Source organism: Pseudonocardia sp. GCM10023141, from assembly GCF_042653605.1.
Genome location: NZ_JBHSIR010000056.1, coordinates 1 through 24,784, shown reverse-complemented (window position 1 = coordinate 24,784; position 24,784 = coordinate 1). Strand labels below are relative to the sequence as shown.

The following is a 24,784-nucleotide window of genomic DNA, read 5'->3' as shown; positions in this document are numbered from 1 at the left end:
CGGTCAGATCGCGAGCAGCGATTTGAGAGTACGGCGGTTGGCCATGCGGTGGTATGCGTCGGGGGCGCCGTCAAGCGGCACCGTCTCCGACGCCACGACAGTCGGGTCGACGGCACCAGAGCGCACGAGCGCGGCCAGCGACTCCCCGTCCCGCATGAGGTCCCCTATCGCGAACCGCAGGCTCAGCTCATCGGCGAAGGCCCGCGCTGCGGGCAACGGCCACGCCGGGTCGGCCTGCACGCCGACCGCCACGATCGTGCCCCGCCTGCGGACGAGGCCGAACGCGGTCTCCAACCCGATGGATCCGCCGATCGCGTCGACGACGGCGTCGGCGCCGCGTCCGTCGGTGAGCTCGTCCAGCAGCCCGCGAGCGCGGTCGGGATCGGCAGTGAGAGCTCCCTCGGCTGCCGCCAGATCCCGGCGCGCAGCGACGGGTTCGACCAACACCACGACGCCGGCGCCGCACGCCTGCGCAACCAGGCTTGTCAGCTGCCCGACCGGGCCACCCCCGACGACGGCGACGGTGTCGCCGGGACGCAGGTCCGCGCGCTGCACGGCGGCGTACGCAGTGGCCAGGGTGTCGCCGAGGAACACCGCCGCGTCGAGCCCCACGCCGGGTGGCAGCGGGCGCAGCACCGTGTCGGCGAACGGAACCCGAACAAGCTCGGCCTGTGCGCCGGCCAGCGACGGCCCGAACACCGTGCCGGTACCGAAGAACCGGCGCTGCTCGCACTCCCAGTGATCTCCGCGGCGACACCACCAGCAGTGCCCACACGCTGTGAAGTCGGCGCCCACAACGATGTCGCCGACCCGGTGACTCTGCACGCCCGGCCCCACCGCGACGACTTCTCCCGCGAACTCGTGGCCCAGAACCGCACCGCGGGGCAAATGCTCGGGGTGGGCGACCAGATGCAGGTCAGTGCCGCAGACGGCCGCGCGGCGGACGGCGACCAGCGCGTCGGCGGGTGCCTCGATGGCCGGGTCCACGACCGACTCGACCCGCACCTGTCCGTCGCCCACGTACAGCACAGCCTTCACAATGCGGCCCTCACGGTGAGCTGCCGACCAGCGTGGGCAACGCCGCCAGGCGTTCCCGGATCCGATCGGCCGCCTCGCGAAGCGCAGCGAGCTCCACACCGGTCAGCTCGATCTCGACGACCTCCCGGACCCCACTGCGCCCGAGCCGGGCAGGCAGACCCACGTAGACGTCGCGGATGCCATAGCTGCCATCGGCGAGGACGGCTGCGGGCATGACCTCACCGGAGTCGGCCGCCATGGCCAGCACCATCCGAGCGGCCGACATACCGGGAGCCAGGAAGGCGCTGCCCGTCCTGAGCAGTCCGACGACCTCGCCGCCCGACCCCCGAGCCCGGTCGACAACGGCGTCGAGCTCGGCGGCGGGGACGAGAGCGCCGAGCAGCCGGTCACCTGCCGATGCCCGGGAGAGCGGGATGACCATCTCCTCGCCGTGGCTGCCCAGTGCCCACGCAGTGATCCGGTCGGCGCGCGCTGCACCCGTGAGCGACGCGAGTGCCTGGAAGCGGGCGGTGTCGAGCACCCCGGCCATCCCGACGACTCGCTCAGCCGGGAACCCTGACGACGTCCAGGCGTGTTGTGTCATCTCGTCGAGCGGGTTGGTGACGACCACGATCACGGCGTGCGGGGAGGTGGCCGCAATCCGCCGGGCGACGTCGCCGACAATGGCGGCGTTGGTGCTGATCAGGTCGGCACGGCTCATGCCGGGTTGACGTGCCTTGCCCGCTGTGATCACGACGTAGTCGGCCGGACCGGCCGCCTCGACGGTACCGACACCACGAACGCGGGTGGCGAAGCCGCTCAGCGCGGCGGTGTGGGTCAGGTCCAACGCGATGCCCGCCGCCCGACCCTCGTCGATATCGACGAGTACGACCTCGTCGAAGACGTCGGCGTCGGCCAAGCGCATCGCGGTGATCATGCCGACGTGCCCGGCCCCGACGACGGTGACCCGTCCGGTTGCCGTGACAGCGGAGAGGCGCTCCCGGGGAAGGGGGGCACCCCGGCGAAACAAGGCTCCCGATGGCGGTGACACCGGACGCGGTGGGCTGCCAAGCAGCCCGGCGAGCGCGGAGGCGATCGCCGACTGATCAGGCGCTGCCGCTGCCGAGCCCCGCGCCCCCGGCGACGGGGCCGCCGAGATCGGGGCCCGCCCAGGAGGAAGCGACGGAGCGCTCTGCCGTGACGCACCTGCGGAGGGCAGCGCTGACCCGACGACGATCGCCACCCCACGTTCGCGGGCTCGTTCGCGTGCCAGCGGCGTGACGATGTCCTTGACCCCGATGTGCAGAACGGCGTCGACGGCGTCGACGGCGTCGGCACCCCAGACGGTCATCGCCGGTCCTCCCGCCCGTGCATTCCTTCCAGGGCGGCGACGGCAGCGTCGCGTGCGCTCTGGACCTCGGCCTCGGTGCCGGACAGGAACATCCGGCCGAACCGGCCGACAGCGCGCAGTTCGATGACGGTGATGTTGGCGGCCTTCTCAGCCTCGTTCGCGGCGACGGCGATGTAGGCGGCGGGCGCCACCTCCATCACGAACAGGCTCTGGCCTGGCATCATCATCGAGCCCTTGCGCCACTTGTTGAGCAGCTGCGCCTGGTAGGGATGCACGTTGGTGATGAACTGGGTCGAGGCGATCACCGGCTTGATGCGGTCGGCCTCGGTCAGGCCCATCGCGTCGAGCACGGCCTGGCCGGACGCGAGTACCTCCGCCTGCTGCTCGGAGTGGATCTCCAGGAGGCCGAACTCGCGCTCGATGATCTGCAGTGCGGGTCGAACGCCCGCGGCCTTCAGCGCGATGTCGGCGGCTCGGAACACCTCGTTGCCCGGCGCCATCTCGATGTAGAGCTCGGCCATCCCGGCCAGCGGCACGTCGCCGGGACTGGTCGCGGCGATGTGGGCCGCACACTGCGGCTGCATCCGGTCGACGAAGGCGTAGGTGCGCAGTGTCGGCGCGGTCATGGTGCGCACCGTGCGATCCCGACCGGGGTGATGAGTAGGGCGTGCGGGTAGGTCACAACGGTGCGCTCCAGGTAGTCGGCCAGCACGTCGCCGGCTCCGGTGATCATCAGGGCGCCCCCGGCGAGGTGCAGCGGCAGGTCCTCGTCGCCCACGGTGAGCGCGCGAACGTTCTCGGCGATGCGTTGCAGCCCGGGAACCAGTATTGGGAAGGCTTCTCGGGGATGAGCCCGTTTGTAGGGCTCGGCCGCCTCCAGCGCGATCCCCAGCGCACCCGCCACCATCAGGTCCAGATGGTGGCCACCGCCGGGCCGGTCGTCCAGGCGAGTGAGCACGCCGTCACGGAAGACCCCGACTCCGGTCGAGCCACCGCCGACGTCCACGACGACCCCGTCGGTGACGCCGAGAGTCGCCTGCGCCGCGCTGACCTCGTCGACGAGCGTGACGTCGCTGAATCCTGCCGACTCGCAGACGTAGGTGCAGGCGCGCGCATCACGCACGGGGATGCACGGCGGGTACGCGGTGGCCGCCCCGATCAGTTCGATGCCAAGGGCTTCCTCGGCGGCCGCTTTGAGCATCCGGACGGTGGCGGTGGCCTTCGCGAAGTCGACGACGACCCCGTCCCGCAGCGCTCCCGACGGGTGGGCCGCGACCCGGACGGGCCGTTCCACGCCGCCGTCGTCGACCTCCAGCACGACCAGCACGCACGTGGCGGTGCCGAGATCGACGCCGACGCGCAGCCGTCCGGTGACCGCGCCGACCTGCCTGGATCCCGCTGCGACCAGTGCCGCGTCGCCGAGCAGCGCGTCAACCCCGGCCCCAACCACGGCGGTCACAGCTCCACCGGGTCATAGACCGTGCGCCACGGCCGGACCTCGTGCGCGATGCGCTTGATGTTGATCAGGTGCAGTGGCGTGACGTTGTCAGAGCAGATGGAGCCGCTCCAGGTGCCGGTCCCGAGCTGGAACGACGGATCGACCTCCGTGGAGAAGCCCATGCCGCCGAACAGGGCCGGTGTGTTGATGACGATCCGGCCGGCAGGCAGCGCTCCGAACGGCGCGATCTCCTCGGGGTCGGCCGCGTGGATCGCTGCCGTGTGGCCCTCGCCGTCGAGCGCGAGGACCTCTCGGCAACGCTTCCAGCCAGCCGCTGCGTCGCGCACCCGGTAGACCGAGAGGACCGGTCCCAGGATCTCCCGCGACAGCGGCGTATCGGCCCCGACCTTGTCCAGTTCGGCGGCAAGCACCCGCGTCGACGCTGCGACGGTGAACCCCGAGAGTTCAGCGAGCCGCACCGCGGTCTGCCCAACGGCCTCGGGACGGAGCGCGCCCCGATCGTCGAACAACACCTTGACCAGCGCGTCCTGCTGCGCCTTGTCCATGAAATGCGCCCCACGGGCCTCGAACGCGGCCAGGAACGCGTCAGCGACCGCCTCCACGACGATTACCGACTGCTCGGCAACGCAGGCTGTGCCGTTGTCGAACGACTTCGACGTGATGATCATTTCGGCGGCCTCGGCCGCGTCGGGAACACTCGCCCCGACGTAGGCCGGGACATTGCCCGCACCGACCGCGATCGTCGGTTTGCCGCTGGAGTACGCCGCCCGGACCATGCCGGGACCGCCGGTCGCCATGACGAGCGCGATCTCGGGGCGGCGCATCAGCTCTTGTGTGGCGGGCAGGGTGGGATTCTCCAGGCAGGAGATCAGGCCCTCCGGTGCCCCGGCGTCCACGGCCGCCTCGGCCATGATCTGCGCTGCCCGCAGCGTGCATCGGGCCGCCCGGGGATGTGGGGCATGGACGATCGCGTTGCCCGACTTCACCGCGGCGAGGCTCTTGAACAGGGTGGTAGAGGTGGGGTTGGTGACCGGGATGATGCCTGCGATCACCCCCATCGGACTGCCCACGGCCGTCACCCTCGCCGCATCGTCGACCCAGAGCACGCCGATCACGCGGCGGGCCAGCATCCATTTCGCGACGAATCCGGTGTTGTAGCGGTTCTTGTAGATCTTGTGCTCGTGGACGCCGTAGCCGGTCTCGTCGACCGCCAGCCGTGCGAGCTCCTCGGCGGCCTTCGTACCCGCCAAGGCCATCGCGCGGACGTAGCGGTCCAGCGTCTCCTGATCGACGCCTTCCATCGCCACGAACGCCTCACGGGCGGCGCGGGCCTTGGCCCGCACGTCGGCGAGGCCGGCGAGGTCGGCGTCCCATGATGCAGTCATTCAGCACACCTCAGCGATCGCAGCGACACGGGACGCGCAGTGGCGCCGTCCCGTCAGCCCTTGGGTCGGGTCAGGACGGCGAGGATGCCCTCGGTCTCGTCGTGCGGTCGCGGGATGACGTGCACGGACACGACCTCACCGGCCTTGCCCGCGGCCACGGCGCCTGCGTCCGTCGCCGCTTTCACCGCGCCAACGTCGCCGCGCACCATGACCGTCACCAGCCCGCCGCCGATCTCTCGGTGCCCGACGATCTGGACGTTCGCAGCCTTGACCATCGCATCAGCAGCCTCGATCGCTCCGACCAGGCCCTTGGTCTCGATCAGGCCGAGCGCGCCGCGTGGTGCCGGCACTCCCGGTGCCCCGGTTGTCGCAGCCATCGTGTCCTCCGTGTCAGTGTTCGGGTCGGTCGTTGGATCCGTGTTCGGATCGGGGGGTGATACGGGGAGAGCCTCTGTCACGGCTGCCTCACTTCCGGTAGCTCACAGCGCCACCCCTGATCACGGTGTCGGCGATCGCCACCACCGCTCGATCGGTCGGGGTGTCGGCCCCGGCGGCGACCCGCGCGGCACCCCCCGACGCGACGAGGACGATCTCGCCGACACCCGCGCCGACGACGTCCACGGCCACGTAGGCCGGGCCACGGGTCTGCTCGGGGTCGGCGCCGGCTGCGTCCTGAACGAGAAGGAGACTGAACCGCTCGAGCCCGGGCTCCTTGGCCGTCGCGACGACCTGCCCCAGCACCTTGGCCAGCTGCATGCCCGGGCCACCTCCATCGGTCGATGAGAACGGACAGTAGGTCGCGCGTTCGGACCCCTGCCTTATCCCGACCGGACAACAACACCCGGCTCCGTTGTCTGTCGGCGCACTGGTTCGCTCCGCGCCGCGACCGGCATCGTGGGGGACACTCGGCACCAGCGCGGCCACGTACTTGGCCCTGAGGAGGTTCACCGGTGATCCGTCCCGAGGACGCGCAGTTTCACACCCCCACCAGCGACGACCCGCTGTGGTCAGAGACCAACTACTTCGGTCTCTACGCAGGCCAGCACACGGATGCACCGATCAACATCGGCATTTACGGGCTGTTCCGCGAGCCGCTGGGAGTCGTGGGTTCGACGGTGTCGGTCAACAGCCGCCGGGTGACGATGCCCTGGGCGGCGGACTACTGGGACGCGTGGGAGCACCTGGTGATCCCGCAGCCGTCCAACCTGCTCGACTACGAGCTGGCCAACGGCCTGAAGGTCGTGTGCTCCGAGCCCAACAAGGTCTGGGATGTCGCCTACACCGACAGGGCGGCCGAGCTGGAGCTGCGCTTCCGCTGCACCGCGCTCATGGAGCCGTACGACATCAACGATCCGGCTCAGGATCCGATGGCGGCCGAGCGCGACATGAGCAAGACCTGGGGCCACGCCTACGCAGGGCACTTCGACCTCACCGCCCAGTTCGAGGGCGAGATCAGCCTGCGTGGAACGACCACCCCCATCGACTGCGTCTCGACCATGGACCACAGCTGGGGAGTGCGCGCCGAGCGCCAGACGTCGCGCCTGAGCTGGATGCACGCCCACTTCTCCCCCGACCTCGCCGTCCACGCGCTGTTCGACTTCACCACCGAGAACGGCCCCGACGCGCCTTCGCAGCTGTCGATGACGCACGGCTACGTGCTGGACCACGGCAAGGTCTACGGCCTGAAGGCGGGCAGTGGCACGACCGCACGCACCGGCTTCTACCCGGAGACGATCCGCCTCGCAGTCACCGACATCGCCGACCGGGACTGGAGCTTCGAGGGTGCCGCGCTCACCACGTTCCCGTGGCAGTCCCAGCCGGGCGTCGTCGGCCACAACAGCTTGCTGCGCTGGACCGTCACCGGCCCGACAGGCTCCGGACAGGTCGGCTTCGGCGAGTGCATGGACTTCGTCGGGATGGGTGAGCTCGGAGCGGTCCATCACCGGCTGCGCGCTCCGGGCGCGTGACCGGGGCGATGAGCACACCTCTGGTCCGGGCGGTCGTTTTCGACCTCGACGGCACGCTGGTCCAGACGCGTATCGCGTCGTGGGAGGTCTTCGAGAAGATCAATCGCCGGTTCGGGCTAGGTGTTGACGCGCCGGAGCAGTACTTCGACCTGTTCCGGGGCAACATCTACGAGTCCATCGGGCGGTTGTGCCGCGACGCGGAGCACTCCGCCGAGGTGAAGGACGCGTTCCTCCGGTTGCTGCGCAGCGACTACACCCCACCGCTGGTTCCCGGCATGGCCGATGTGGTGCGCAGGCTGGCAAGCGATGCGACGCTGGCCGTCATGTCGTCGAACGCCATGCAGGTGCTGCGTCGCGTGCTGGTGACCAGCGATCTCGCGTTCTGCTTCGCCAACGTCTTCGGCGGCGACGTCACACCCAACAAACAGACGGCGATCCGCGCATTCCTCGCCGACACCGGCAGCGGCTTCGGCAGGCGCTGCTCAGCCGAGTACGACGAGGGTGGACGGCAACGGGTTCCCGATCCGGCGAGCACCGTGCTGGTCACCGACACCGCTGGTGACGTGCGCGATGCGCTTGCGGTCGGCATCCGCGTCGTCGGCGTCGCCTGGGGCATGCACACTGTCGAGCAGCTCACCGAGGCCGGCGCGGAGTTCGTGGCGCTGTGGCCGCAGGAGATCCTCGCCCACCTGCTCGGCGATGCGGCGGCAGCGCCGCCGGTTGGAGCGTGCGCGATACCGGCGGTCGCCGAACCCGGTATGACGACCGGCGCGGTGCAGGACGCGGCCGCGGCCCGTCGCCAGCGCAGACGAACGGCCGCCGGGCGCCCCCGACCGGTCACCAGGTCCAGCAATGCCCCGCGCACCAATGAGGTCACAGCGGCATCGGATGTCGGTAGTCCGCCTCGGCACGGGGCACCGGCGGTGGATGCCGAGTTGCTGGCGGCCGTGCGTCGGACCTGTCGGCGGCCGTGACCAGCGCCAGCAGGCCCCACCAGCTGGCTGGGGCCTTCAACTTCCGGGATCTCGGTGGGCTGCGCGCAGGCCCCGACCGCGTGGTCCGCGGTGGCGTTCTGTTCCGCTCCGACACTCTGCAGGTGCTCACTCCCGACGACGTCACCCACCTCGTTGACGGTTTGGGGATCGAGCTGATCGTCGACCTGCGCATCGGGCCCGAGGCGGTCACCGAAGGCCGCGGCCCGATGGCCGAGACGCCCGTGAGCTACCTCAACGCCCCACTGCGTGACCTGCCGATCTCCGATCTCCCTGCCGGGGAGCAGAGCCTGGCGTTCTACCTGGAGCACCTCTCGTCGCCGTCGTCGACGCTATCGACTGTCGTCCGGATCGTCGGTGCCATGGCCGGCCGTCCGATCCTGCTGCACTGCGCAGCAGGAAAGGACCGCACCGGCCTCGCCACGGCGATCCTGCTGAGCCTCCTCGGCGTCGACGATGACGAGATCACCGCCGACTACGTCCGCAGCGAGGCGAACATGCCCCGCATCATGGAGCGATTCCGCGGTTGGCCCCGCTACCGCGACCACATGGCCGCCGTGCCACCGGAGGTCTACCAGGCGCGGGAGTACACGATCCGCGGCTTCCTCCACGGGCTGCGTGAGACGCACGGCGGCGCGGCGGCCTGGGCCCGATCCCGCGGTATCGGTGACGCCGAAACCGGCCGGCTGCGCGCGGGCCTGCTCGTTCCGGCCTGACCCGATCAGTCCGCTCGGGTCGGCGTCGTCGGCGTTGCGGATGCCGCCTTGCCCAGCGCCAGCACCAGGGGACGGGTCTCGGCGAGGTCGACCGCGAAGCGGCGGAACCCCAGCTCGTAGAGCTGCGCCGCCGCGTCCTGCGACACCGATCCCGACAGCCGCATCCCGACCTCACAGCCCGGACGCTGCGCCCGGGCCACCGCGGTGAGGAGGTCGTGCACCGACGGATCGATCGTCGTGCGTGGGTCGCACGACAGCATGCCGCGGCGGAGATAGCCGTCGAGAGGCTCCGCTGTGAGCAGTTGTCGGGCCGGGAGGCCGAAGACCGCCGCCTGCAGTGCCCGCACCTCCACCCAGACGACATCGCTGGTGGCGGCGATGCCCGCCGCACCGAGCGCGCCGCGCGGGCTTGTCAGGTAGGTCCCGACTCCCACGGTTCCTCCGGCCTCGGCGCTGAGCTTGCGCAGCTCACTGGCCTCGGCAGCGTCGGAGACGTGCCGGACCGCGAGGTGCACCCGGGCCCGTCCACCGGAGTCGGCAACTGCCTGCGCCAGGCCGCGCAGCTGTGCGGCGACCAACGCGGGCCGACCGAGAGGAACCGCCAGTGCCGGGTGCCGGGTCGTCACAGCCGTCTGTTGCAACAGCTCCCTGGCCTCGTCGGCGACGAGGTCGATCGCCCGAACGCCGATTTCGGCATCGCCTGCCGCAGCCAGCAGCGGGGTGAACTCTGCAGCCACCAGTGCCGCGATCTGCTGGAAATCCGATGCTGCGCCGTCCCCGCTGTCCAGCAGGTTCTGGACCAGACCGTCGAGATGTCCGGTTGCGGCCAGAACGTCGTCGACGGCGGTGACGAACCCGTCGACACCTGCAGCAACGGCGGTTGCGACATCGCCAACGAGGGTTACGCGGGCGAGCACGGAGCAGCCGCTACGGGCGGCGGCGATCCCCAGTAGCGCTGCGAGCGCACCGGTCGCCGCCGCCGGGGTCGACGTCGCGAACCGGCCGGTGAACAGCTCGCCGGACGCGCCATCTAGCGCGACATCGGCCCCTTCGTGGAGGGTGCGTCCGCGGACCGTCAGCGTGCGAGCGGCCTCGTCGACCACGATCTCCGACGCCCCGACCACGCACGCGGTCCCCAGCGCCCTGGCGACCACCGCCGCGTGGCTCGTCGAACCGCCGGTGGCGGTGATGATGCCCTGCGCGGCGATCATGCCGTGCAGGTCGGCGGGGCTAGTGACCGGACGGGCCAGCACAACGGGTTCGCCCACATCCGCGGCAGCCTTCGCGCGGTCCGGGTCGAGCACCAGCTTCCCGCTGACCTGACCGGGGCACGCTCCGATCCCAGTGGTCAGCAATCGGTCTCCGGCGCGAGCCTGTTCGACCTCGGACGCGTCGAACCCGGGACGCTGAACCTGGCGGATCTGCTCGGCCGTGACACGCGCCAGCGCAGCCGCGGGGGTCAGGGCTCCAGCGGCGACGAAGTCCGCGGCGATCCGGACGGCCGCCTCCGGGGTGCGCTTCGCACTGCGCACCTGCAGGAAGTACAGCGCAGAGCGCTCCACCGTGAACTCGATGTCCAGTACGTCGCCGTGCGACCGTTCGAGATCGGCGCACGTCGCCCGCAGCTCGTCGAGGACGGCAGGGGCGAGTGCCACGGCAACCGGATCCGGGGTCCGGGTGCCCGCCACCACGTCCTCCCCCTGGCTGTGCGCGAGGTACTCGCCGTAGAGGCCCGGCTCCCCCGTCACCGGGTCACGGGTGAACACCACACCCGAGCCGGAGTCGGCCGACAGGTTCCCGAACACCATCGACTGCACGACGACGGCCGTGCCGAGGTCGTGGGGTATCCCCTGGTGGTCGCGGTAGGTACGGGCGCGCCGGGTGTTCCACGAACGGAAGACAGCCTCGATGGCTCCGAGCAGTTGGGCGCGGGGTTCATCGGGAACCGAGTCGCCGACATCAGCGGCCAGCGCCACCTCGCAGGCCGCCCAGATCCGGTCGTACACCGCGCCGGGCTCCTCGTCCGGCGCGACCGCCGCGACCAGCGCGTCGATCGCGGCGCCGCCCGGGTCGGGAGCGTCGAGCACGGTCTCGGCGTACATGGCGTGGAAACGGGCAACCAGGTCGGCCACGAACCGCGCGTCGCCGGTCGCACCGGCCAGTGCGACGGCGGCGGCCCGGTCCAGACCCAGGTTGAGGATCGTGTCCATCATCCCCGGCATCGACACCGGTGCACCCGACCGAACCGACAGCAGCAACGGCACCGGCCCGCCACCGAAGGCCTTCCCGGTGGTTTGCTCGAGGTCGGCCAGTCGGGCGAACACCTCCTCGGCCAGCCCGCTGGGAATCTCCTTCTCCCGCAGGTAAGTGCGGCAGGCCGGGGTCCCGATGACGTAGCCGGGCGGCACCCGCAGGCCCTGCTGGGTCATCCGAGCCAGGCCGGCGCCCTTGCCACCCAGCCAGTCCACATCAGCGGGATCGGCAGCACCGAAGGTGAGCGTGAACCCACGAGCCGTCGCCACCGTCATTCCACCCGCTCCCACCCGAGCGTGCGCAGCAGATCCTCGTGGAACTCGAACCAGATGGTGTGCACCGAGTCGAGCATCGGCGAAGAGACCAGGTCGTGCTGCCCACCGTCGATTCCCTCGATCGCGGCGGCGAACCGGCGCGGGTACTCAGCAAACCGGACATCGTGCTCGGCGAGCGCATCCAGGAGCGGACCGAGCCTGGCCACCATCTTGTCGATCCGGGCGATGATCTTGTCGTCGTACGCCGTGTCCGCATGGTCGTTGGCGACCTTGCGACCGCCGACGTCGACCTGTTGCCACGCCGACATCGTGACCAGCAGTTGCGCGTTGACGGTCTCGAAGCGCTCGACGAGCACGGCGATGCCCTCATCAGCACGGACGGCGCCGTAATGCTGCTCGGCCGCCGCTCGCAGCGCCGGTTCGGCCTCGTCGGTGGGCAGGGCGGACCCGCCCGCCACGATCACCAGGCCGGAGGCGGCCAGCCGGTCCAGCGTGACCCCGACGCTCTCGGCATCAGCACCGGTGACGTCGGCGATGGCTTGCGCGGTCGCCATCTTCTTCAGCGCGACGACGTTGAGCACGTCGTAATCGGTCTTGTCCAGCACGGGCGCGGTCATGGCCGTCCTTCATGAGACCGGGCGGCACGGCACGCCGCGCCGCCCGGTAGTCCGATCGGAGAGTTCAACCCAGTTGCGACCTGCGGCTCAGAGCCACCGGCCCTTCGAGTTGCGGAGATCGGCGTTGTCGGAGAATGGCAGGTACCCGGCCCCGGAGAAGATCTTGCTGGGCACTGTCTCCTGGGCGAACCCCCGCTTGGTGATGTCGTAGTAGTAGTTCGACACCCGCTGGTCGATCTCCCACAGGTCGTAGTCGCGGCAGGCCTTCTCGTACGTACCTGCCTTGCGCAGGTGCGGGAGGATCATGTCGATGTAGTAGACGTACTGACCGTTCCAGATCAGGTCCCGCCGGCACATCTTCGAGGTCTTCGTGTACAGCTTCAGCGTGGCCGTCTGCACGCGGCCCAGGTGCTCGGCGAGGTCGTCGATCTTGATCGGGTAGACCTCACCCATCGGGGTGTTCCACTTCTCCCTGGCGAACACCGCCCCGCCCACGATCGCCTCGATGTAGTTCTTCGGCCGCGTGAACGTCGTGGAGATGTCGTTGACCCGGATCTCGTTGAGGCCCATCTTCTCCGGGTCGATCACCAGCGCGAGGCTGTAGCAGTGCGGGAGCTTGGCGTCCTCGCAGACATCGCTCCAGTGGAAGACCTCCTCGTTCACGAACAGGTCACGCAGGATGAGGATGTTCCCATCGGGAAGCTCGTACGGCCCGGTGTCGCCGAGTCCGAGCCGGCAGTCGTAGTGATCGAGGAACGACAGCAGCTCCGCAGCAGCGTTGAACTGCGTGAACGCGGAGTGCTTCGGGCTGCCGTGCTCGAGCGGCTCGACCTGTGCCACGAGTTGATCGAGGAAGTCCTGCTCGTGGATCTGGCAGCGGTAGCGGTCCTGGGAGTTGAGCAGGTACCCGTCCTGCCGCTTGCCCCACAGGACCCGCTGCATGAACTTGAGGATCTCGTTCGACTCCGGGATGTAGTCATCGGCGCCGATCGTCTCCAGCGCCAGCAGGCCGCAACGGCCCATCCCGAATCCGACCGCCCCGATGGCCCAGTCGTGCACTGAATTGATCTTGGTGCCGATCTCGCGCCGCGCGCTGGCACCGATGTCCATGACGCCCTGGGCGCCGCCGACCTCGGCGGTGGTCATCCGCAGGAGCTCCGGCCACCGATAGAACTCGTGCATGAAGGCCAGGATCTCGTACTCCTGGCGCGGGATCATGCCCGAGACACCCTCGGTGGCACGCATGACGAGCACGTCCCAGATGTTCCAGGCCAGGTAGTTGTTGAGGTCGTTCAGCTCGTCGATGGAGAACTGGTCCTTGAGTACGTCGTCCTTGGAGACCTTCTCCAGCACCCCGCTCTTCGCGCGGGCCTTCATCATCTTGTCGCCCTTGATCCCGTCCGTGACGGGTTCCATACCGACGAAGTTGCCCGTGTAGGTGAGCTCCTGGAAGCGGAGGCCGTCATCTGCCTCGTCGTAGCGCTGCTTGTAGGTCGCGCGCTTGCCCTCGGTCGTCGTCACTGACGTGTACTCCTGTCCGGGTTACTGGCGAGTGCGGGCATCGTGTTCAGTCGTCGGCGACGATGCGGCCGACCTCGTGGTCGGTGCAGTCGAGGCGGACCTTGCGGCCGTCGAGCGACTTCGCGATCTCCACGAAGTGCGCCTCGTCGGTATTGCCGACCACGTAGCGAGACTCGCTGCTGCTCAGGTGGGCCGTCATGACGCAAGGCGTCTGGAACTCCCGCGAGAGGATCCCCAGGTGCGACTCCGGGGCGCCCGACATCGTGATCACCCCTATTGCGCCCATGCTCAAGGCAGGCGCCAGGAACGTCGTGGTGCCGCCGCGGACGAGGAGGATGTGCTCCTGCAGCTTGCCCGACTGGATCAGGCCGATGACGTCCGCCGGGGACTCCAGATACTTGATCGTCCCGCTCGGCGACTTACTCGTGTCGAAGACGTTGTACCCCTCGGCCAGCACTTCAGCCATGGACGTTCCTCCTTGAACTGGTGAGTCGCAGTCACCCGATTGCCAGGGCGGCGGACCGCGGAACCGTCGGAAGCACCGCGTCGCGAACATCACAGTGCCGTGGCTCACCCACCCTGACCGATGGACCGGACAGACAAAACTGTCCGTAAGCGTTGTCCTCGTCAGATAGCCCTCGCGGCATCGAGAGGGAGGGTCTCGCGGGGAAATCGCGGGGGCCCGAGCAGCCCGATGTTCCCTTGACCAGGCGATCACCCGTATACGCCGCTCTGAGCGACGGCGACTGCGATGTCTTCGGACGTGGGGGCCCGTGTGGTTGGCGAGCGTGAACAGGTAGGTCCCTTCCGGGATGGTCGTTATCAGAGTATCGGGCGCACGCCGGATCACCACGGGTCGTCGCTGCCGGTTCGCGGTGCAGCGGTTCAGGCAGTTCGGCGCTCATCATCCAGTTCCTCGTCGGCGCCACCCTGGGCTTCGGCATGGCCTTCTGGACGACGTTCTGGACGTTCACGGTCGGGCTCGGTGATCTTGAACTGGTGACCGTCAGACGCGGCGCGATCGGATACGGGAGAGCCTGTCCACCACGATGCTGGCCCGCTGGAGGGGGCTCGGGCAGGGTGCCAGCGCGCCGCCGGGTCTGCTAATCGGGCTCAGCATGACGAGCGCGTTCGACATGCAGTCAGGGGGTCGGCGGCGGGGTTGGTCGCCTTCTTCGGCGAGTTGCCGGCGTCGGCGCTGGTGTTCGGGCTCGTCGTCACTGAGCCTTTTCCACTTGGGTCAACCAGCGTGGATGTGAGGACGAGGACGGCCTTGACCAGGTCGGTGGATCGGTGCGGGCAGCAGCGGATCTTGCGGAGGATCTTCCAGCTCTTGAGCTGGGCGTTGGCGCGCTCATCGGGCCCACGTTGCCGGGCGTGAGCGGAGTTCAGCGCCTTCTGGTTGCGCGACAGCCGCCGCCGCTCACCGGTCTCGGGGTCAGCAGCTCGTCGTCGCTGGGGCACGGCGAACGCGGAACCGGGGTAGCCGTTATCGGCGACCACCCGGACCCCCGCCGCGGTCAGCGCATCGAGGATGCCGTGCTCGCGGGCCGCCCCCATGTCGTGGCGGGCGCCGGGCAACGCGGGAGAGGCCCAGATCAGCCGCCCGGCCGGGTCGGAGATGACCTGCAGGTTCACCCCGTGGGCCTTGTGCTTGCCGGAGAAGTACGGCCGGTCACGACCCGAGTCCATCCCCACTCTGTCGATCCGCAGCAAAGTCCCGTCGATGATCACGAACGCCTTTCTCGTCGCGACGGCGATCGCGTCACGCAGCGAGGGAGCGAGCGCGGCCAGGACCTCGAGTGCTTCGTGGATGTAGCGGAACACCGTGGTCGTGCCGATGTCGAACCCGGCGGCGAGGTCGGCGTAGGTCTCGCCTTTGCGCAGGTGCGCCAGCACGAGCAGGGCCTGGCGGCCGGCGGACAGGCGTCGCCATCGTGTGCCGAGCTGGGCGCGGTGTGCGCGTAGGGCGTCGGACAGCGTGATAAGGGCGCGATGGGACATGGTGAATCCGGCGGGGTAGGAAGGCACCCGAAGCTCCTGGACAGGCGGATTGATCTAGGCAATCGCCCGTCTACCAGGAGCTTCACTCATTCCGGTGACAACGCCACGCCGCACCGCCCCGTAACCATTCAGGTCATGCCGCGAGTGGTTGTCAATGTAAGGACTCAAGTGATGCTTGACCGTTCGTTCTCAAGTGATGCTTGACGTCCGACGGGTGATCATGATCTTGTGCGTCGTGATCTTGTAGGGCGTACGAGCGGGCGGTCGTGGACGAGCAGGCGTTGGTGGAGTACCGCTATCGGGCGGTGTGTGAGGTGCTCGGTGGTTCGCCGATCGGTGAGGTCGCTGTCCGGTACGGCACGTCGCGGCAATCGCTGGACATGTGGCGGTCCCGGCTTCGCGCCGAGGGCATGGCCGGGCTGGCGAACAGGTCACACCGGCCGCATCTGAGCCCGACCAGGACCGCGCCCGAGGTCGAGGCGCTCGTGTGCGAGATGCGTCGGCTCCATCCCAGGTGGGGCGCCCGCCGGATCAGTCACGAGCTCGCGCCGTCGGCGACCTCGATGGGCGTGGCGGCACCGTCACGGGCGAGCGTGCATCGGATCCTGGTCCGCAACGGGCTTGTCGTCGCGCAGGCCCAGGAGCACAAGCGGGTCTATCGTCGCTGGGAACGCGCCGAGCCGATGCATTTGTGGCCGCTCGACATCGTCGGCGGGGTCCCGCTGGCTGATGGCCGCTGCGTCAAGCTGCTGACCGGGATCGACGACCACTCCCGGTTCGCCGTCGCCGCCGCGGTCCTGGTGGTGCCGTCGGGGCGGGCGGTCTGCGAGGCGTTCACCGCGGCGCTGCGCCGTTACGGGGTGCCGGCCGAGGTGTTGACCGACAACGGTAAGCAGTTCACCGGCCGCCACACCCGGGGACGCTGCGGCGCCCACAGCAGGTCCGCGAGCCGGCTTGGGTCGTGGGGGTCCTCGATGCCGATGCGCCACGGCGCTGCGGTGGGGTCGAGGGTGCGGGTGCTGACGATGCGGTCGGCATCACGGAGCACGGCCAGCGTCGCAGCCCAGGCCGCCCGCCCGCGACCGTCGCCGGCGTGCCGCCCGCACAGCGCGACGCTGATCGGCAGCCCCATCACGTGCTCGACGTGGCGGACCAGCGGGGGTGCGGTCACGGCGGCCGTCACAGGTGTGCCTGGTCGAGCGCGCTCGGCCTTGGCGGCGTCCCCCGCGTCCCACCTGCGCTCGGCCCGTCTGGCTCGGGCCCGCGCGCTCCTCGCACGGCCGCCAGGTCCGGGCCCGTGGCCTCAACGACGCACTCCTCGGCTCGCACGCCGCGGAGACCGCGTTCGCTGCGCAGCACCACGCCCACGCGAAGACCTCGAGCAGATCGTCGAGCGCGCGGAGCGCAGGTGCGGTCCGCTCCGACGTCTCTGCCGATGACCTGCGGGGGCGGCCTTGCGCGGCCTGTCCGATGGACGTGGCGATCTCGCGCCGGACCGCCCCGGACGCGTCGCGGAACGAGGACGAGCGAGCTGGGTTCGTCGACCTCCGACCCAACACCACCGGCGGGCGCGATCAGCTCGCCAGCAATTCCTTGACGACGTCGTCGATGTACTGCAGGTCGACGGCACTGTCGCCACTACCTGCGAAGTGTCCCCACACCCCGGGGATCACCCGGCACTCGCCGTCCCGGATGTATTGGGAGGCCCACTGCTCGTCCTCGGGCGGGAAGTAGAGGTCCTTCTCGGCCGGCAGCGCAATCAGCTTTGCGGTGATCGACTGCAACGCCTTCACGTGGTCGCCACCGAACCCCGGAGTGTTGCCGATATCGCCCATCTGCCAGGTCCACAGCATCGACAACAGGTCGTTGGCATCGCGGCGCGGGTCGAGGAAGTGGCCCTCCCAGAACCAGATGAGGTAGTCCTCGAGAGTGGGGAAGGCGAGGTCAAGGCCCAGCCTGCGCGAGTGACCCATCCTCGTGTACACGCGGTCCCAGAAGAACGCCTGCGAGAAGCCCCAGCCCGCGTACACGCGGGCCGCGGCGCGCAGTCCCTTGACCGGTGGAGTGTCGTACCAGCCGTCCTGGAACGCGGCATCGGCGGTCAAGGCCGCCTTCACACCCTCGAGAAAGACGAAGTTGTGCTCCGAGGTCTTCGACGACCCGCAGAACGGTAGCGCGCGCCGGACCATCTCCGGGTGGCTGACGCACCACTGGTAGGTCTGCCCGGCCCCCATCGACCAGCCGCACACCAGCGCGAGCGTCTCGATCCCGAGCGATGTGACGAGCTGGTGCTGGGCCTCGACCTGATCGTAGAACGTCACGCGCGGGAAGCGGGCGCGGTCGAACGGCGGCGGAGTGTTCGACGGTGAGCTCGACAGCCCGTTGCCCAGCATGTTCGGGACGATCACGAAGTACTTCGCCGGGTCGAGCCCCATGCCCTCGCCGATCAGCCACTCGTTGTCCCAGTGGAAGCCCGAGTACCAGGAGGGGTACACGACTGCATTGCTGCGGTCGGCGTTGAGGGTGCCGAACGTTTTGTAGGCGAGCTTGCCCCCGTGGATGACCGCACCGCTCTGGAGTCCGAACTCACCGAGGTCGAAGACCTCGTAGTCCTCGACGAACTTGCTCAATGCAGGACCTCCCTGGGGATTCATTTCCTGAGAAACTATTTCAGACGAGGTCGCCTTGCCGCAACGCTGTGAGCCCTGATCACGTGCGCACGTCGGCGTCGACCCGACGAGCGCGCGTGAACAGTCGGACCCCGCCACAGCGTCGGACCACGTCGGCCACGAGCTCAGCGCTCGGCGGCGCGTCGGGGCAGCAGCTGTGTGGCGCCGTCGGCCCACTGCAGCCGCAGGTCAGTGAACCGCCCTGATCGTGGGCGGCCGCACGCTGGAGACCTACCGGGTGACCTGCTCGTAGGCGCCGGCCAGGCCGAGCAGTCGGCGCTCGCCTGCGGGTAGCTGTCCACGGGGGCGGCCGTCGATCTCGCCGGGCCAGCGCACGTCCGCCGGGAACGGGAAGACCTGCGTGCTCGGCGCGAGGAGCGCGTCGGAGCGTGTGAACAGCTCCAGCACCGTGGCGTACCAGGCGTCGCGGACAGCCGGCGCGTCGCTGGGATCGAGCGCACTCACCGCCAGACCGTGCTCGTCCTCCCACACCGCCTCCGGTTTGAGTTGCGCCCGCAGGCGCGGATCGGCGTGCAGCGGGGCCAGCTCCAAGGCGTTCCACCCGCCCGATCCTGGCGACCACCACGTCCACGACTGAGAAGCACCAGGACAACGACCTCGAGCATCTGGGCCGGAATGCCACGGCCGCCACACGCGGTAGCCGTGCTGGCCGGTTCACCGGGACGCCTACGGTCGCCATCGACAGGTTGAGCTCGCTGAAGATGCAGAAGCTGCCGCACCCGGGCTACGACCAGCCGGCATCGCCTCGGTGCACGCTGGGTTCGCTCGACCGAGTGGACCCCAGGAAGATGCGGCACAGCTTTGTCTCACTGCTCTCGGCCTCCGGAGCCCGCATCGAGGACATCTCCGTCTCGTCGGCCACAGCGGCACCGCGGTCACCGAGAAGGTCCACCGCCAGCAGATCCGTCCCGTGCTGGAGGAAGGCGCCAAGGCCATGGACGAGATCTTCTCCCTCGTTTCTGCTGGTCAAACACATGATGGGCGGCTCCCCGTCGAGAGGAACCGCCCATCATCGCCGTCGGGACGACAGGATTCGAACCTGCGACCCCGAAGGGAATCACTGCAGATCAGCGTCTCTCTGAGTCCATCTACGTTCACGCGGTACCGGGTCGGTGTCACTCAGTTGATCACTCGGTCGGCGGAGCCCAGAGCCGAGCAGCGAGGAGACCGACCGTCGGCGATCATGAAATTCCTCAGTTTGGCAGGCTGACGATCACGTAATTCCGCACCCGGCGATCACGTAATTCCCCATGGGGACGACGTGCGTGTCGGTGCCGGGTCTGGTCCTCGTATGACCACAGGCTCCGTCCTCGTTGCCGAGCAGCGAGGTGGGAGCAGACGTTGGCGAGAGGACCTTCGACATGATCGGTATCGTGGAGATCTTGACCCACTGGTACGCGGGCCGGTCGCAGAACGAGCTCGCGACCAGCCTCGGGGTGGATCGCAAGACGCTGCGCAAGTACACCGCCCCGGCCCGCGCGGCGGGGATCGAGCCGGGTGGGCCGCCGATGGCCGAGGTGGACTGGCGCTCCCTGGCGGCCGGCTGGCTCCCGGAGTTGATCGACACCCCGTTGCGGCAGGTGTCCTGGCCGGGCATCGAGTGCCACCGCGACTACATCGCCGCGCAGCTCAAGGACCAGTGAGGCCACGACCTTGACGTCGTCGTCCTGCGCCGCGCGGTAGAAGGCGTCGTCAATCGCAGAGGGGCCCGCCGGCAAGCGGGGCAGCCATCAGGGCAGCCATCCCGAGGTGCCGATGGGCCGGATGCAGCAGCAGCGGCTGCGAGGTAAGAGATGTCGTGCGACGGTCCGGGAGTCACGTCAGGAGGCAAGATGACCGATACTGCCGAATCCGCCCGACAGGTCGCCACCAGCAAGCCCGTCAAGATCGGGGCGCGGGTCGGCCTCGTCTCCTACGGCATCACGCATCTGCTCATCGCCTGGCTGGCGCTGCAGGTCGCGCTGGGTGACAGCGGGGAGCAGGCCGACCAGTCCGGTGCGTTCCAGGCACTGGCGCAAGAGCCGCTCGGTCGGGTCCTGCTGTGGGTGCTCGTCGTCGGGTTCGCCTCGACGGCGCTGTGGCGGCTGCAGCAGGCGATCTGGGGCTTCCGCCATGTCAGCGACCGCGCCAAGAGCATCCGGCGACGTGCTGGTAGCGCGGTCAATGCGGTGATCTTCACGGTGCTCGCGGTGTTGGCCGGTACCGCAGCGGCCGGTGGCGGCGGCAAGGACGGGAAGACGGCGGCGACGGCCGGCGTCCTCCAGCTGCCGGGTGGACAGCTCATCGTCGGTGCGATCGGAATCGGAATCCTCACGGTCGGCATCGTCAAGATCGTCCGGGGCTGGCAACAGAAGTTCGTCGAGGACATGGCGCTCCCCTCCGAACGTGGCGCGCGCCGGCTCATCGTGCGCCTGGGCCAGATCGGATCCATCGCCAAGGGCGCCTCGATCGGACTCATCGGCGGGTTCGTCGTGGTCGCCGCGATCCGGTTCCGCCCCGAGGAGGCATCCGGTCTCGACGCCGCGCTGAAGGCGCTGGCAGCGCAGCCCTACGGCGTGATCATGCTCATCGCGGTGGGGGCCGGTCTGGCCGCCTACGGCGTGTTCTCCTTCTTCGACGCGCGGTACCACCGCGTGTGACAGCCCTCCGCGAGGTGGTCCGCCCACCGGCGCGCCGACCTTCGCCTGCGGGAGCAGTACCTCGTCACCCTCTGCCAGCCCCGTGTTGATCTCGTGAAGGCGCGTCCGACCAGCCCCGCCTCGAACGGCTTCGCGACCTCGGTCGTTCGGACCCGGCACGTCGACGACGCTGCGGCCGTCCTGAGTCCGCACGGCGTTCGACGGCACCCGCAGCACGCCCTCGACCGACTTGATCAGCACGTCGGTCTGAGCGGTCTGCCCGTCGTGGAACTGGGGGTCGCCCGCGTCCAGCACGATGGTGGCGTAGTAGCTGACGATGCCCGAGATCGACGGACCGGACAGCGCGTTCCAGTGGGGCGTGTGGAGGGCCTCGATGATGTCGTCGAACATCAGCTTGTCCAGCGGTGCCGCACCGCAGGCGCTCGTCGGGGTGACGATCAGATCGACGTCGGCGAACAGCTCAGCGACCTTGCGCTGGCCCACCCGCCGCACACGTTGGGCCTGCACGTAGTCACCGGCCGCGACCAGCGCGCCGCCCACGACAGCCATCCGGGTGCCGGCCCCGTAGTCGTTCCACCGCGCCTGCAGGTCGGGCCGGTGGTGGGCGTAGGACTCGGCGGCCATCCCGATCATGGTGGTGGTCGTGAGCTCCGCGTAGAGCGGCAGCTCGACCGGGACCACGGTCGCGCCGGCCGCCCGCAGCTCGGCGATGGCGGCGTCGAGTACTCCCGCGAGTTCGGGCACCGTCAACGCGGACTTGTCGAGCAGCGCGTCGACGCCGATCCGGACGCCCTCGAGCGATCCGGTGAGGCCGCTCGTGTAGTCGCCGACCGGCAGATCGACCGAGCAGGCGTCACGGGGGTCGTGTCCGGCGAGGATCGCGAGCATCGCGGCGCAGTCCTGCGCGCTGCGGGCCATCGGCCCGATGTGGTCGTAGCTGTACCCGAGACCGGGACGTCGAATCACGGAGATCGCCGCCCGCCGCGACGCCGGCGGCCGCAGGCAACCTCAAGCAGGCCGGCGAGAAGGCCAAGGACGCCGTGAAGTCGGTGTTCGACCGCGACTGACGCGTCTCGCCTCGGCAACGGACCAGACGCACCGACGCGAGCGGTTCAGGTCGAGGTGTCCGCATGGCTGCTCGGCACCGCCGAGCAGCCATGCGGTACATCCGAGGTTCGGACCCGATCATCGTGTCGGTGTTTCAGTACCGGATCGAGTCTTCAGCGCCCGATCGAGCTGTCGTCGGGTGTCCGCTGATCGCGGCGATCACCGTGGTGGCGACATCGCGCAACTTCGTGTTGGTTCGTTGCGACTGGTGCCGAAGTACATCGAACGCTGCCTGTGCGCTGATCCCGCGCTGCCCCACCAGTACACCGATCGCCTGGTCGATCGTCGCCCGCGATGCGAGCGCGACCTGCAGGTTCCGTTCTCGGTCCTCGCGCTCGGTCAACCGGATGGCCAGCGCGACCGTGCCCGCCGCGTGATCGGCGAATTGCCGCGCCTGGGAATGGTCGGTGTTGTCGAAGGCGTCGGGTTCATCGCTGTAGAGGTTCAGCGCTCCGATCGTCTCTCCCCCGAGAATGACCGGCACGACCAGCGCCGAGCCTGCTCCTTCGTCGCGGCCGAGTGCGGTGAAGGTGGGCCACCGCGGATCGGAGGCGATGGCGGCGGCTCGGACGGGCACTCCGGTACGCAGGCATTGCAGGCACGGACCGTCATCGACGTCGAGCTGCACCTCGTGCATCCGCTGAGCGAACTCGTCGCTGGCGCCGGCCCACAGCCGGCGGGGCGCCGATGCTACGACAGCTACCCCGCAGGACCGCGCACGATCTACCGCTTCGGTGGCCAGCGTTGCAACCTCGGCCAGGAACGCCTCTATCCGACCCGCATCCAGCAGTAACTCCTGCAGCTTCACCGGCAGGCCACCCGAGCCCGACACACCTGACCTCAACTCAGCTCACCCCCGGAATCACACGCTCAACCACCCGAGACCAGCCCGCCGTCCGACCCCGTCGACAATCTCGCCGCGCGGTCCGAGCGAACCTCTCGATACCATCCCGCCTGCGCCCTGTACCGCCCTGCTCACGCGTAGGGAGGGACTCGTCCTGGCCGTGACACGAGCCAGCCCTCCGCTGAGAATTCTAACCTCCGCCCCGGATATTATCTACAGTGGCTGAAACAAGTTTACCGCTGCCACAGCACCGGCGCGGTGAGGATGTCCACGTCCCCGACCGGGCGCAGGATCACCACCGACGGACCGACCACCTCCTGCGCGATCGGGAGGTCCACCTCACTCCCGATACGCCGGCCCGCGTCGTCATCATCGCGCAGCAGCCGACCACCGCCACCGCGCGACCACCCGATGCGATCCCATCGAACCCTCCTCTGCCCGTCCTGCGCCACAACTTACACACCTTCTACACTTGCGTCGTAGAAAATCTACATCTATCGTTGCACATATCGGAGCCGAGACCTGCAAGCCTTCGTGTCGGTTCCGACCGCATCGCCCCTGTCGTCGATCATGAATGGAGTTTTGCGATGCTGATGCGCACCGACCCGTTCCGCGAGCTGGACCGCCTCACCGCGCAGATGTTCGGCACTACCACCGGAACCTGGTCCCACCCGACAGCGATGGCTATGGACGCCTATCGCGCCGGCGATGAGTTCGTCGCCTGCTTCGATCTGCCCGGCGTCGACCCCGAGGCGATCGAACTCGACGTCGAACGCAACGTGCTCACCATCAAGGCCGAGCGCCGACCGGTCGCCACCGACGAGCAGGTGGAGATGCAGGTCGCCGAGCGCCCGCTCGGCGTGTTCTCCCGGCAGCTGTTCCTCGGCGACACCCTTGACACCGAGCACATCAATGCCGGCTACGACGCCGGAGTGTTGACGCTGCGGATCCCGATCGCCGAGAAGGCCAAGCCACGCAAGATCGCCATCACCAACACCGACCACGGTCGGCGAGAGATCAACGCCTGACCCCGACAGGCGCGCAACACCATCTCACGCCGACACCGTCGCGCAGTGCCCCGCCGCAGACCCCACCGGCGGGGCACTGCTGTTGCCGCATCCACACGCAGGGCAACAACGCCGGATACGACGCCCTCCGCGATCGATCCACAGGCACCATTAGTCCCTTGGGTCCAATCCTTGACATGATCTGCAGTATTCACTGTAGAGTTTCTGCCAAGAAATCGAGTGGAGGCACCACCGGGACGGCGACGGGTCAAGACCCGCGGAGGCTGATCATCAGGAAACCCCTCGAACAGCTGGATCATCAGTAGACCTGTAGTCGCGGGGCTCGGCCGTGCAGGCCGGGCCCCGCATCGCCGTTGCGGAACGACCCACGCCACCCGAACATGCAGCGAGAGTGAGGCGCCGATGGGCGTAGGGCAACTTGACGACGACGACTATCCCGCGGTCACCATGGGCCAGGCCGCCGAGCTGCTGGGCGTGCAGCCCGCGTTCTTGCGCAGCCTCGACGCTGCCGGGCTGATCAAACCGCACCGCTCGGGGGGCGGTCATCGACGCTACTCACGGCGCCAGCTCGAACTCGCCACTCGCCTGCGACGGCTGTTCGACGAGGGGATGACCCTCGACGCCGCCGCGAGGATCGTCGGCCTGCAAGACGAACTCGACACCGCTCGTGACCGCATCACCGAACTCGAACATCCCGACGGCGCGCCGCCCAGCGGGTCACCACCCGACGCATCGGCCTGAACTCGCCCGAGCGTGACGCGAAAGTGAATCTCGAGCGCATTTCCGTGCACGTGGAACCTCCATTCGGGTCGGCACGCGTAGCGGGGTGACTGCCCACCGGGCCGAGACAGCGCAGGTCTGTCATCGTCACCGCCATGCCGGAGACCGTGGACGCTGTCGTCATCGGCGGGGGCCATCA

General features: G+C 69.0%; 22 protein-coding genes and 3 pseudogenes. 8 read left to right on the top strand and 17 right to left on the bottom strand.

The window, feature by feature from the left end; all coding sequences use genetic code 11:
- Positions 1 to 3 precede the first annotated feature (3 nt).
- The 7 genes from ACFPFQ_RS31945 to ACFPFQ_RS31915 form a co-directional block, all read right to left on the bottom strand.
- Positions 4 to 1,038, bottom strand: coding sequence for an alcohol dehydrogenase catalytic domain-containing protein (locus ACFPFQ_RS31945; RefSeq protein ID WP_379625553.1), 1,035 nt, complete (start codon positions 1,036 to 1,038; stop codon positions 4 to 6).
- A gap of 10 nt (positions 1,039 to 1,048) precedes the next feature.
- Positions 1,049 to 2,368 carry a malate dehydrogenase gene (locus ACFPFQ_RS31940; protein WP_379625551.1) on the bottom strand — a complete coding sequence of 440 codons (1,320 nt, stop codon included), beginning with the start codon at positions 2,366 to 2,368 and terminating at the stop codon, positions 1,049 to 1,051.
- Positions 2,365 to 2,994 carry a BMC domain-containing protein gene (locus ACFPFQ_RS31935; RefSeq protein WP_379625549.1) on the bottom strand — a complete coding sequence of 210 codons (630 nt, stop codon included), beginning with the start codon at positions 2,992 to 2,994 and terminating at the stop codon, positions 2,365 to 2,367. The genes ACFPFQ_RS31940 and ACFPFQ_RS31935 overlap by 4 nt, the downstream gene beginning before the upstream one ends.
- Positions 2,991 to 3,827, bottom strand: a complete 837-nt coding sequence (gene eutJ, locus ACFPFQ_RS31930) for an ethanolamine utilization protein EutJ (RefSeq protein WP_379625547.1) — start codon at positions 3,825 to 3,827, stop codon at positions 2,991 to 2,993. Before eutJ ends, ACFPFQ_RS31935 begins: the two co-directional genes overlap by 4 nt.
- A complete protein-coding gene (locus ACFPFQ_RS31925) occupies positions 3,824 to 5,212 on the bottom strand; it encodes an aldehyde dehydrogenase family protein (protein ID WP_379625545.1) in 1,389 nt (462 codons plus the stop codon). The genes eutJ and ACFPFQ_RS31925 overlap by 4 nt, the downstream gene beginning before the upstream one ends.
- Positions 5,213 to 5,265: 53 nt before the next feature.
- Complete coding sequence (locus tag ACFPFQ_RS31920; protein WP_379625543.1) at positions 5,266 to 5,589, bottom strand: BMC domain-containing protein; 324 nt, start codon at positions 5,587 to 5,589, stop codon at positions 5,266 to 5,268.
- Between the two features lie 88 nt (positions 5,590 to 5,677).
- On the bottom strand, positions 5,678 to 5,968 hold the full coding sequence (locus tag ACFPFQ_RS31915; RefSeq protein ID WP_379625541.1) for a EutN/CcmL family microcompartment protein: 291 nt from the start codon (positions 5,966 to 5,968) through the stop codon (positions 5,678 to 5,680).
- Between the two features lie 194 nt (positions 5,969 to 6,162).
- Here ACFPFQ_RS31915 and ACFPFQ_RS31910 point away from each other — a divergent pair, with 194 nt between their 5' ends.
- The 3 genes from ACFPFQ_RS31910 to ACFPFQ_RS31900 are packed head-to-tail and all read left to right on the top strand — an operon-like array spanning position 6,163 to position 8,887.
- Positions 6,163 to 7,179 carry a DUF7064 domain-containing protein gene (locus tag ACFPFQ_RS31910; RefSeq protein ID WP_379625539.1) on the top strand — a complete coding sequence of 339 codons (1,017 nt, stop codon included), beginning with the start codon at positions 6,163 to 6,165 and terminating at the stop codon, positions 7,177 to 7,179.
- An 8-nt stretch (positions 7,180 to 7,187) separates the two neighbouring features.
- Entirely contained in the window at positions 7,188 to 8,153 is a 966-nt protein-coding gene (locus tag ACFPFQ_RS31905) for an HAD family hydrolase (RefSeq protein ID WP_379625537.1), read from the top strand.
- The gene (locus ACFPFQ_RS31900; RefSeq protein WP_379625535.1) at positions 8,150 to 8,887 is read left to right on the top strand and encodes a tyrosine-protein phosphatase; all 738 of its coding nucleotides are present in this window, start codon (positions 8,150 to 8,152) and stop codon (positions 8,885 to 8,887) included. The genes ACFPFQ_RS31905 and ACFPFQ_RS31900 overlap by 4 nt, the downstream gene beginning before the upstream one ends.
- Positions 8,888 to 8,892: 5 nt before the next feature.
- Here ACFPFQ_RS31900 and ACFPFQ_RS31895 read toward each other — a convergent pair whose 3' ends face one another.
- The 5 genes and pseudogenes from ACFPFQ_RS31895 to ACFPFQ_RS31875 all read right to left on the bottom strand — a co-directional run.
- Positions 8,893 to 11,415 carry a pyruvate, phosphate dikinase gene (locus ACFPFQ_RS31895; RefSeq protein WP_379625534.1) on the bottom strand — a complete coding sequence of 841 codons (2,523 nt, stop codon included), beginning with the start codon at positions 11,413 to 11,415 and terminating at the stop codon, positions 8,893 to 8,895.
- Positions 11,412 to 12,032 carry a hypothetical protein gene (locus tag ACFPFQ_RS31890; protein WP_379625532.1) on the bottom strand — a complete coding sequence of 207 codons (621 nt, stop codon included), beginning with the start codon at positions 12,030 to 12,032 and terminating at the stop codon, positions 11,412 to 11,414. The genes ACFPFQ_RS31895 and ACFPFQ_RS31890 overlap by 4 nt, the downstream gene beginning before the upstream one ends.
- 87 nt (positions 12,033 to 12,119) lie before the next feature.
- Positions 12,120 to 13,553 carry a hypothetical protein gene (locus tag ACFPFQ_RS31885; protein ID WP_379625530.1) on the bottom strand — a complete coding sequence of 478 codons (1,434 nt, stop codon included), beginning with the start codon at positions 13,551 to 13,553 and terminating at the stop codon, positions 12,120 to 12,122.
- Between the two features lie 46 nt (positions 13,554 to 13,599).
- The gene (locus tag ACFPFQ_RS31880; protein WP_379625528.1) at positions 13,600 to 14,019 is read right to left on the bottom strand and encodes a PEP-utilizing enzyme; all 420 of its coding nucleotides are present in this window, start codon (positions 14,017 to 14,019) and stop codon (positions 13,600 to 13,602) included.
- A 791-nt stretch (positions 14,020 to 14,810) separates the two neighbouring features.
- Positions 14,811 to 15,584, bottom strand: a pseudogene (locus tag ACFPFQ_RS31875) (transposase family protein); the annotation flags it as partial.
- Positions 15,585 to 15,823: 239 nt separating this feature from the next.
- Here ACFPFQ_RS31875 and ACFPFQ_RS31870 point away from each other — a divergent pair.
- Positions 15,824 to 16,474, top strand: a pseudogene (locus tag ACFPFQ_RS31870) (helix-turn-helix domain-containing protein); the annotation flags it as partial.
- Here the strand turns inward: ACFPFQ_RS31870 and ACFPFQ_RS31865 are convergent.
- The 3 genes from ACFPFQ_RS31865 to ACFPFQ_RS31855 all read right to left on the bottom strand — a co-directional run bounded on the left by ACFPFQ_RS31865 (position 16,411) and on the right by ACFPFQ_RS31855 (position 18,778).
- On the bottom strand, positions 16,411 to 16,728 hold the full coding sequence (locus ACFPFQ_RS31865; protein WP_379625957.1) for a hypothetical protein: 318 nt from the start codon (positions 16,726 to 16,728) through the stop codon (positions 16,411 to 16,413). The pseudogene ACFPFQ_RS31870 and the gene ACFPFQ_RS31865 overlap by 64 nt on opposite strands.
- Positions 16,729 to 17,131: 403 nt before the next feature.
- Positions 17,132 to 18,187 (bottom strand): alpha/beta fold hydrolase, encoded by a 1,056-nt coding sequence (locus ACFPFQ_RS31860; protein ID WP_379625526.1) that lies wholly within the window; start codon positions 18,185 to 18,187, stop codon positions 17,132 to 17,134.
- 270 nt (positions 18,188 to 18,457) lie between these two features.
- Positions 18,458 to 18,778, bottom strand: coding sequence for a hypothetical protein (locus ACFPFQ_RS31855; protein WP_379625524.1), 321 nt, complete (start codon positions 18,776 to 18,778; stop codon positions 18,458 to 18,460).
- 842 nt (positions 18,779 to 19,620) lie between these two features.
- On the opposite strand from ACFPFQ_RS31855, the gene ACFPFQ_RS31850 reads away from it, so the two are divergent.
- On the top strand, positions 19,621 to 19,890 hold the full coding sequence (locus ACFPFQ_RS31850) for a hypothetical protein (RefSeq protein WP_379625522.1): 270 nt from the start codon (positions 19,621 to 19,623) through the stop codon (positions 19,888 to 19,890).
- Between the two features lie 150 nt (positions 19,891 to 20,040).
- Entirely contained in the window at positions 20,041 to 20,886 is an 846-nt protein-coding gene (locus ACFPFQ_RS31845) for a DUF1206 domain-containing protein (protein ID WP_379625520.1), read from the top strand.
- 405 nt (positions 20,887 to 21,291) lie between these two features.
- Here the strand turns inward: ACFPFQ_RS31845 and ACFPFQ_RS31840 are convergent.
- A pseudogene (locus ACFPFQ_RS31840) lies at positions 21,292 to 21,852 on the bottom strand (amidase family protein); the annotation flags it as partial.
- A gap of 235 nt (positions 21,853 to 22,087) precedes the next feature.
- Complete coding sequence (locus tag ACFPFQ_RS31835) at positions 22,088 to 22,801, bottom strand: GAF and ANTAR domain-containing protein (RefSeq protein ID WP_379625518.1); 714 nt, start codon at positions 22,799 to 22,801, stop codon at positions 22,088 to 22,090.
- A 623-nt stretch (positions 22,802 to 23,424) separates the two neighbouring features.
- Here ACFPFQ_RS31835 and ACFPFQ_RS31830 point away from each other — a divergent pair.
- Together ACFPFQ_RS31830 and ACFPFQ_RS31825 are read left to right on the top strand one after the other, a co-directional pair.
- A complete protein-coding gene (locus ACFPFQ_RS31830; protein ID WP_379625944.1) occupies positions 23,425 to 23,865 on the top strand; it encodes an Hsp20/alpha crystallin family protein in 441 nt (146 codons plus the stop codon).
- A 447-nt stretch (positions 23,866 to 24,312) separates the two neighbouring features.
- Positions 24,313 to 24,606, top strand: a complete 294-nt coding sequence (locus tag ACFPFQ_RS31825) for a MerR family transcriptional regulator (protein ID WP_379625516.1) — start codon at positions 24,313 to 24,315, stop codon at positions 24,604 to 24,606.
- Positions 24,607 to 24,784 lie beyond the last annotated feature (178 nt).

Coding starts and splice junctions, on each gene's coding strand:
- ACFPFQ_RS31935 (WP_379625549.1), bottom strand. CDS start 2,994: ATGACCGCGCCGACACTGCGCACCTACGCCTTCGTCGACCGGATGCAG.
- ACFPFQ_RS31940 (WP_379625551.1), bottom strand. CDS start 2,368: ATGACCGTCTGGGGTGCCGACGCCGTCGACGCCGTCGACGCCGTTCTG.
- ACFPFQ_RS31895 (WP_379625534.1), bottom strand. CDS start 11,415: ATGACGGTGGCGACGGCTCGTGGGTTCACGCTCACCTTCGGTGCTGCC.
- ACFPFQ_RS31845 (WP_379625520.1), top strand. CDS start 20,041: ATGTCGTGCGACGGTCCGGGAGTCACGTCAGGAGGCAAGATGACCGAT.
- ACFPFQ_RS31825 (WP_379625516.1), top strand. CDS start 24,313: ATGGGCCAGGCCGCCGAGCTGCTGGGCGTGCAGCCCGCGTTCTTGCGC.
- ACFPFQ_RS31830 (WP_379625944.1), top strand. CDS start 23,425: ATGCTGATGCGCACCGACCCGTTCCGCGAGCTGGACCGCCTCACCGCG.
- ACFPFQ_RS31915 (WP_379625541.1), bottom strand. CDS start 5,968: ATGCAGCTGGCCAAGGTGCTGGGGCAGGTCGTCGCGACGGCCAAGGAG.
- ACFPFQ_RS31925 (WP_379625545.1), bottom strand. CDS start 5,212: ATGACTGCATCATGGGACGCCGACCTCGCCGGCCTCGCCGACGTGCGG.
- ACFPFQ_RS31880 (WP_379625528.1), bottom strand. CDS start 14,019: ATGGCTGAAGTGCTGGCCGAGGGGTACAACGTCTTCGACACGAGTAAG.
- ACFPFQ_RS31890 (WP_379625532.1), bottom strand. CDS start 12,032: ATGACCGCGCCCGTGCTGGACAAGACCGATTACGACGTGCTCAACGTC.
- ACFPFQ_RS31920 (WP_379625543.1), bottom strand. CDS start 5,589: ATGGCTGCGACAACCGGGGCACCGGGAGTGCCGGCACCACGCGGCGCG.
- ACFPFQ_RS31905 (WP_379625537.1), top strand. CDS start 7,188: ATGAGCACACCTCTGGTCCGGGCGGTCGTTTTCGACCTCGACGGCACG.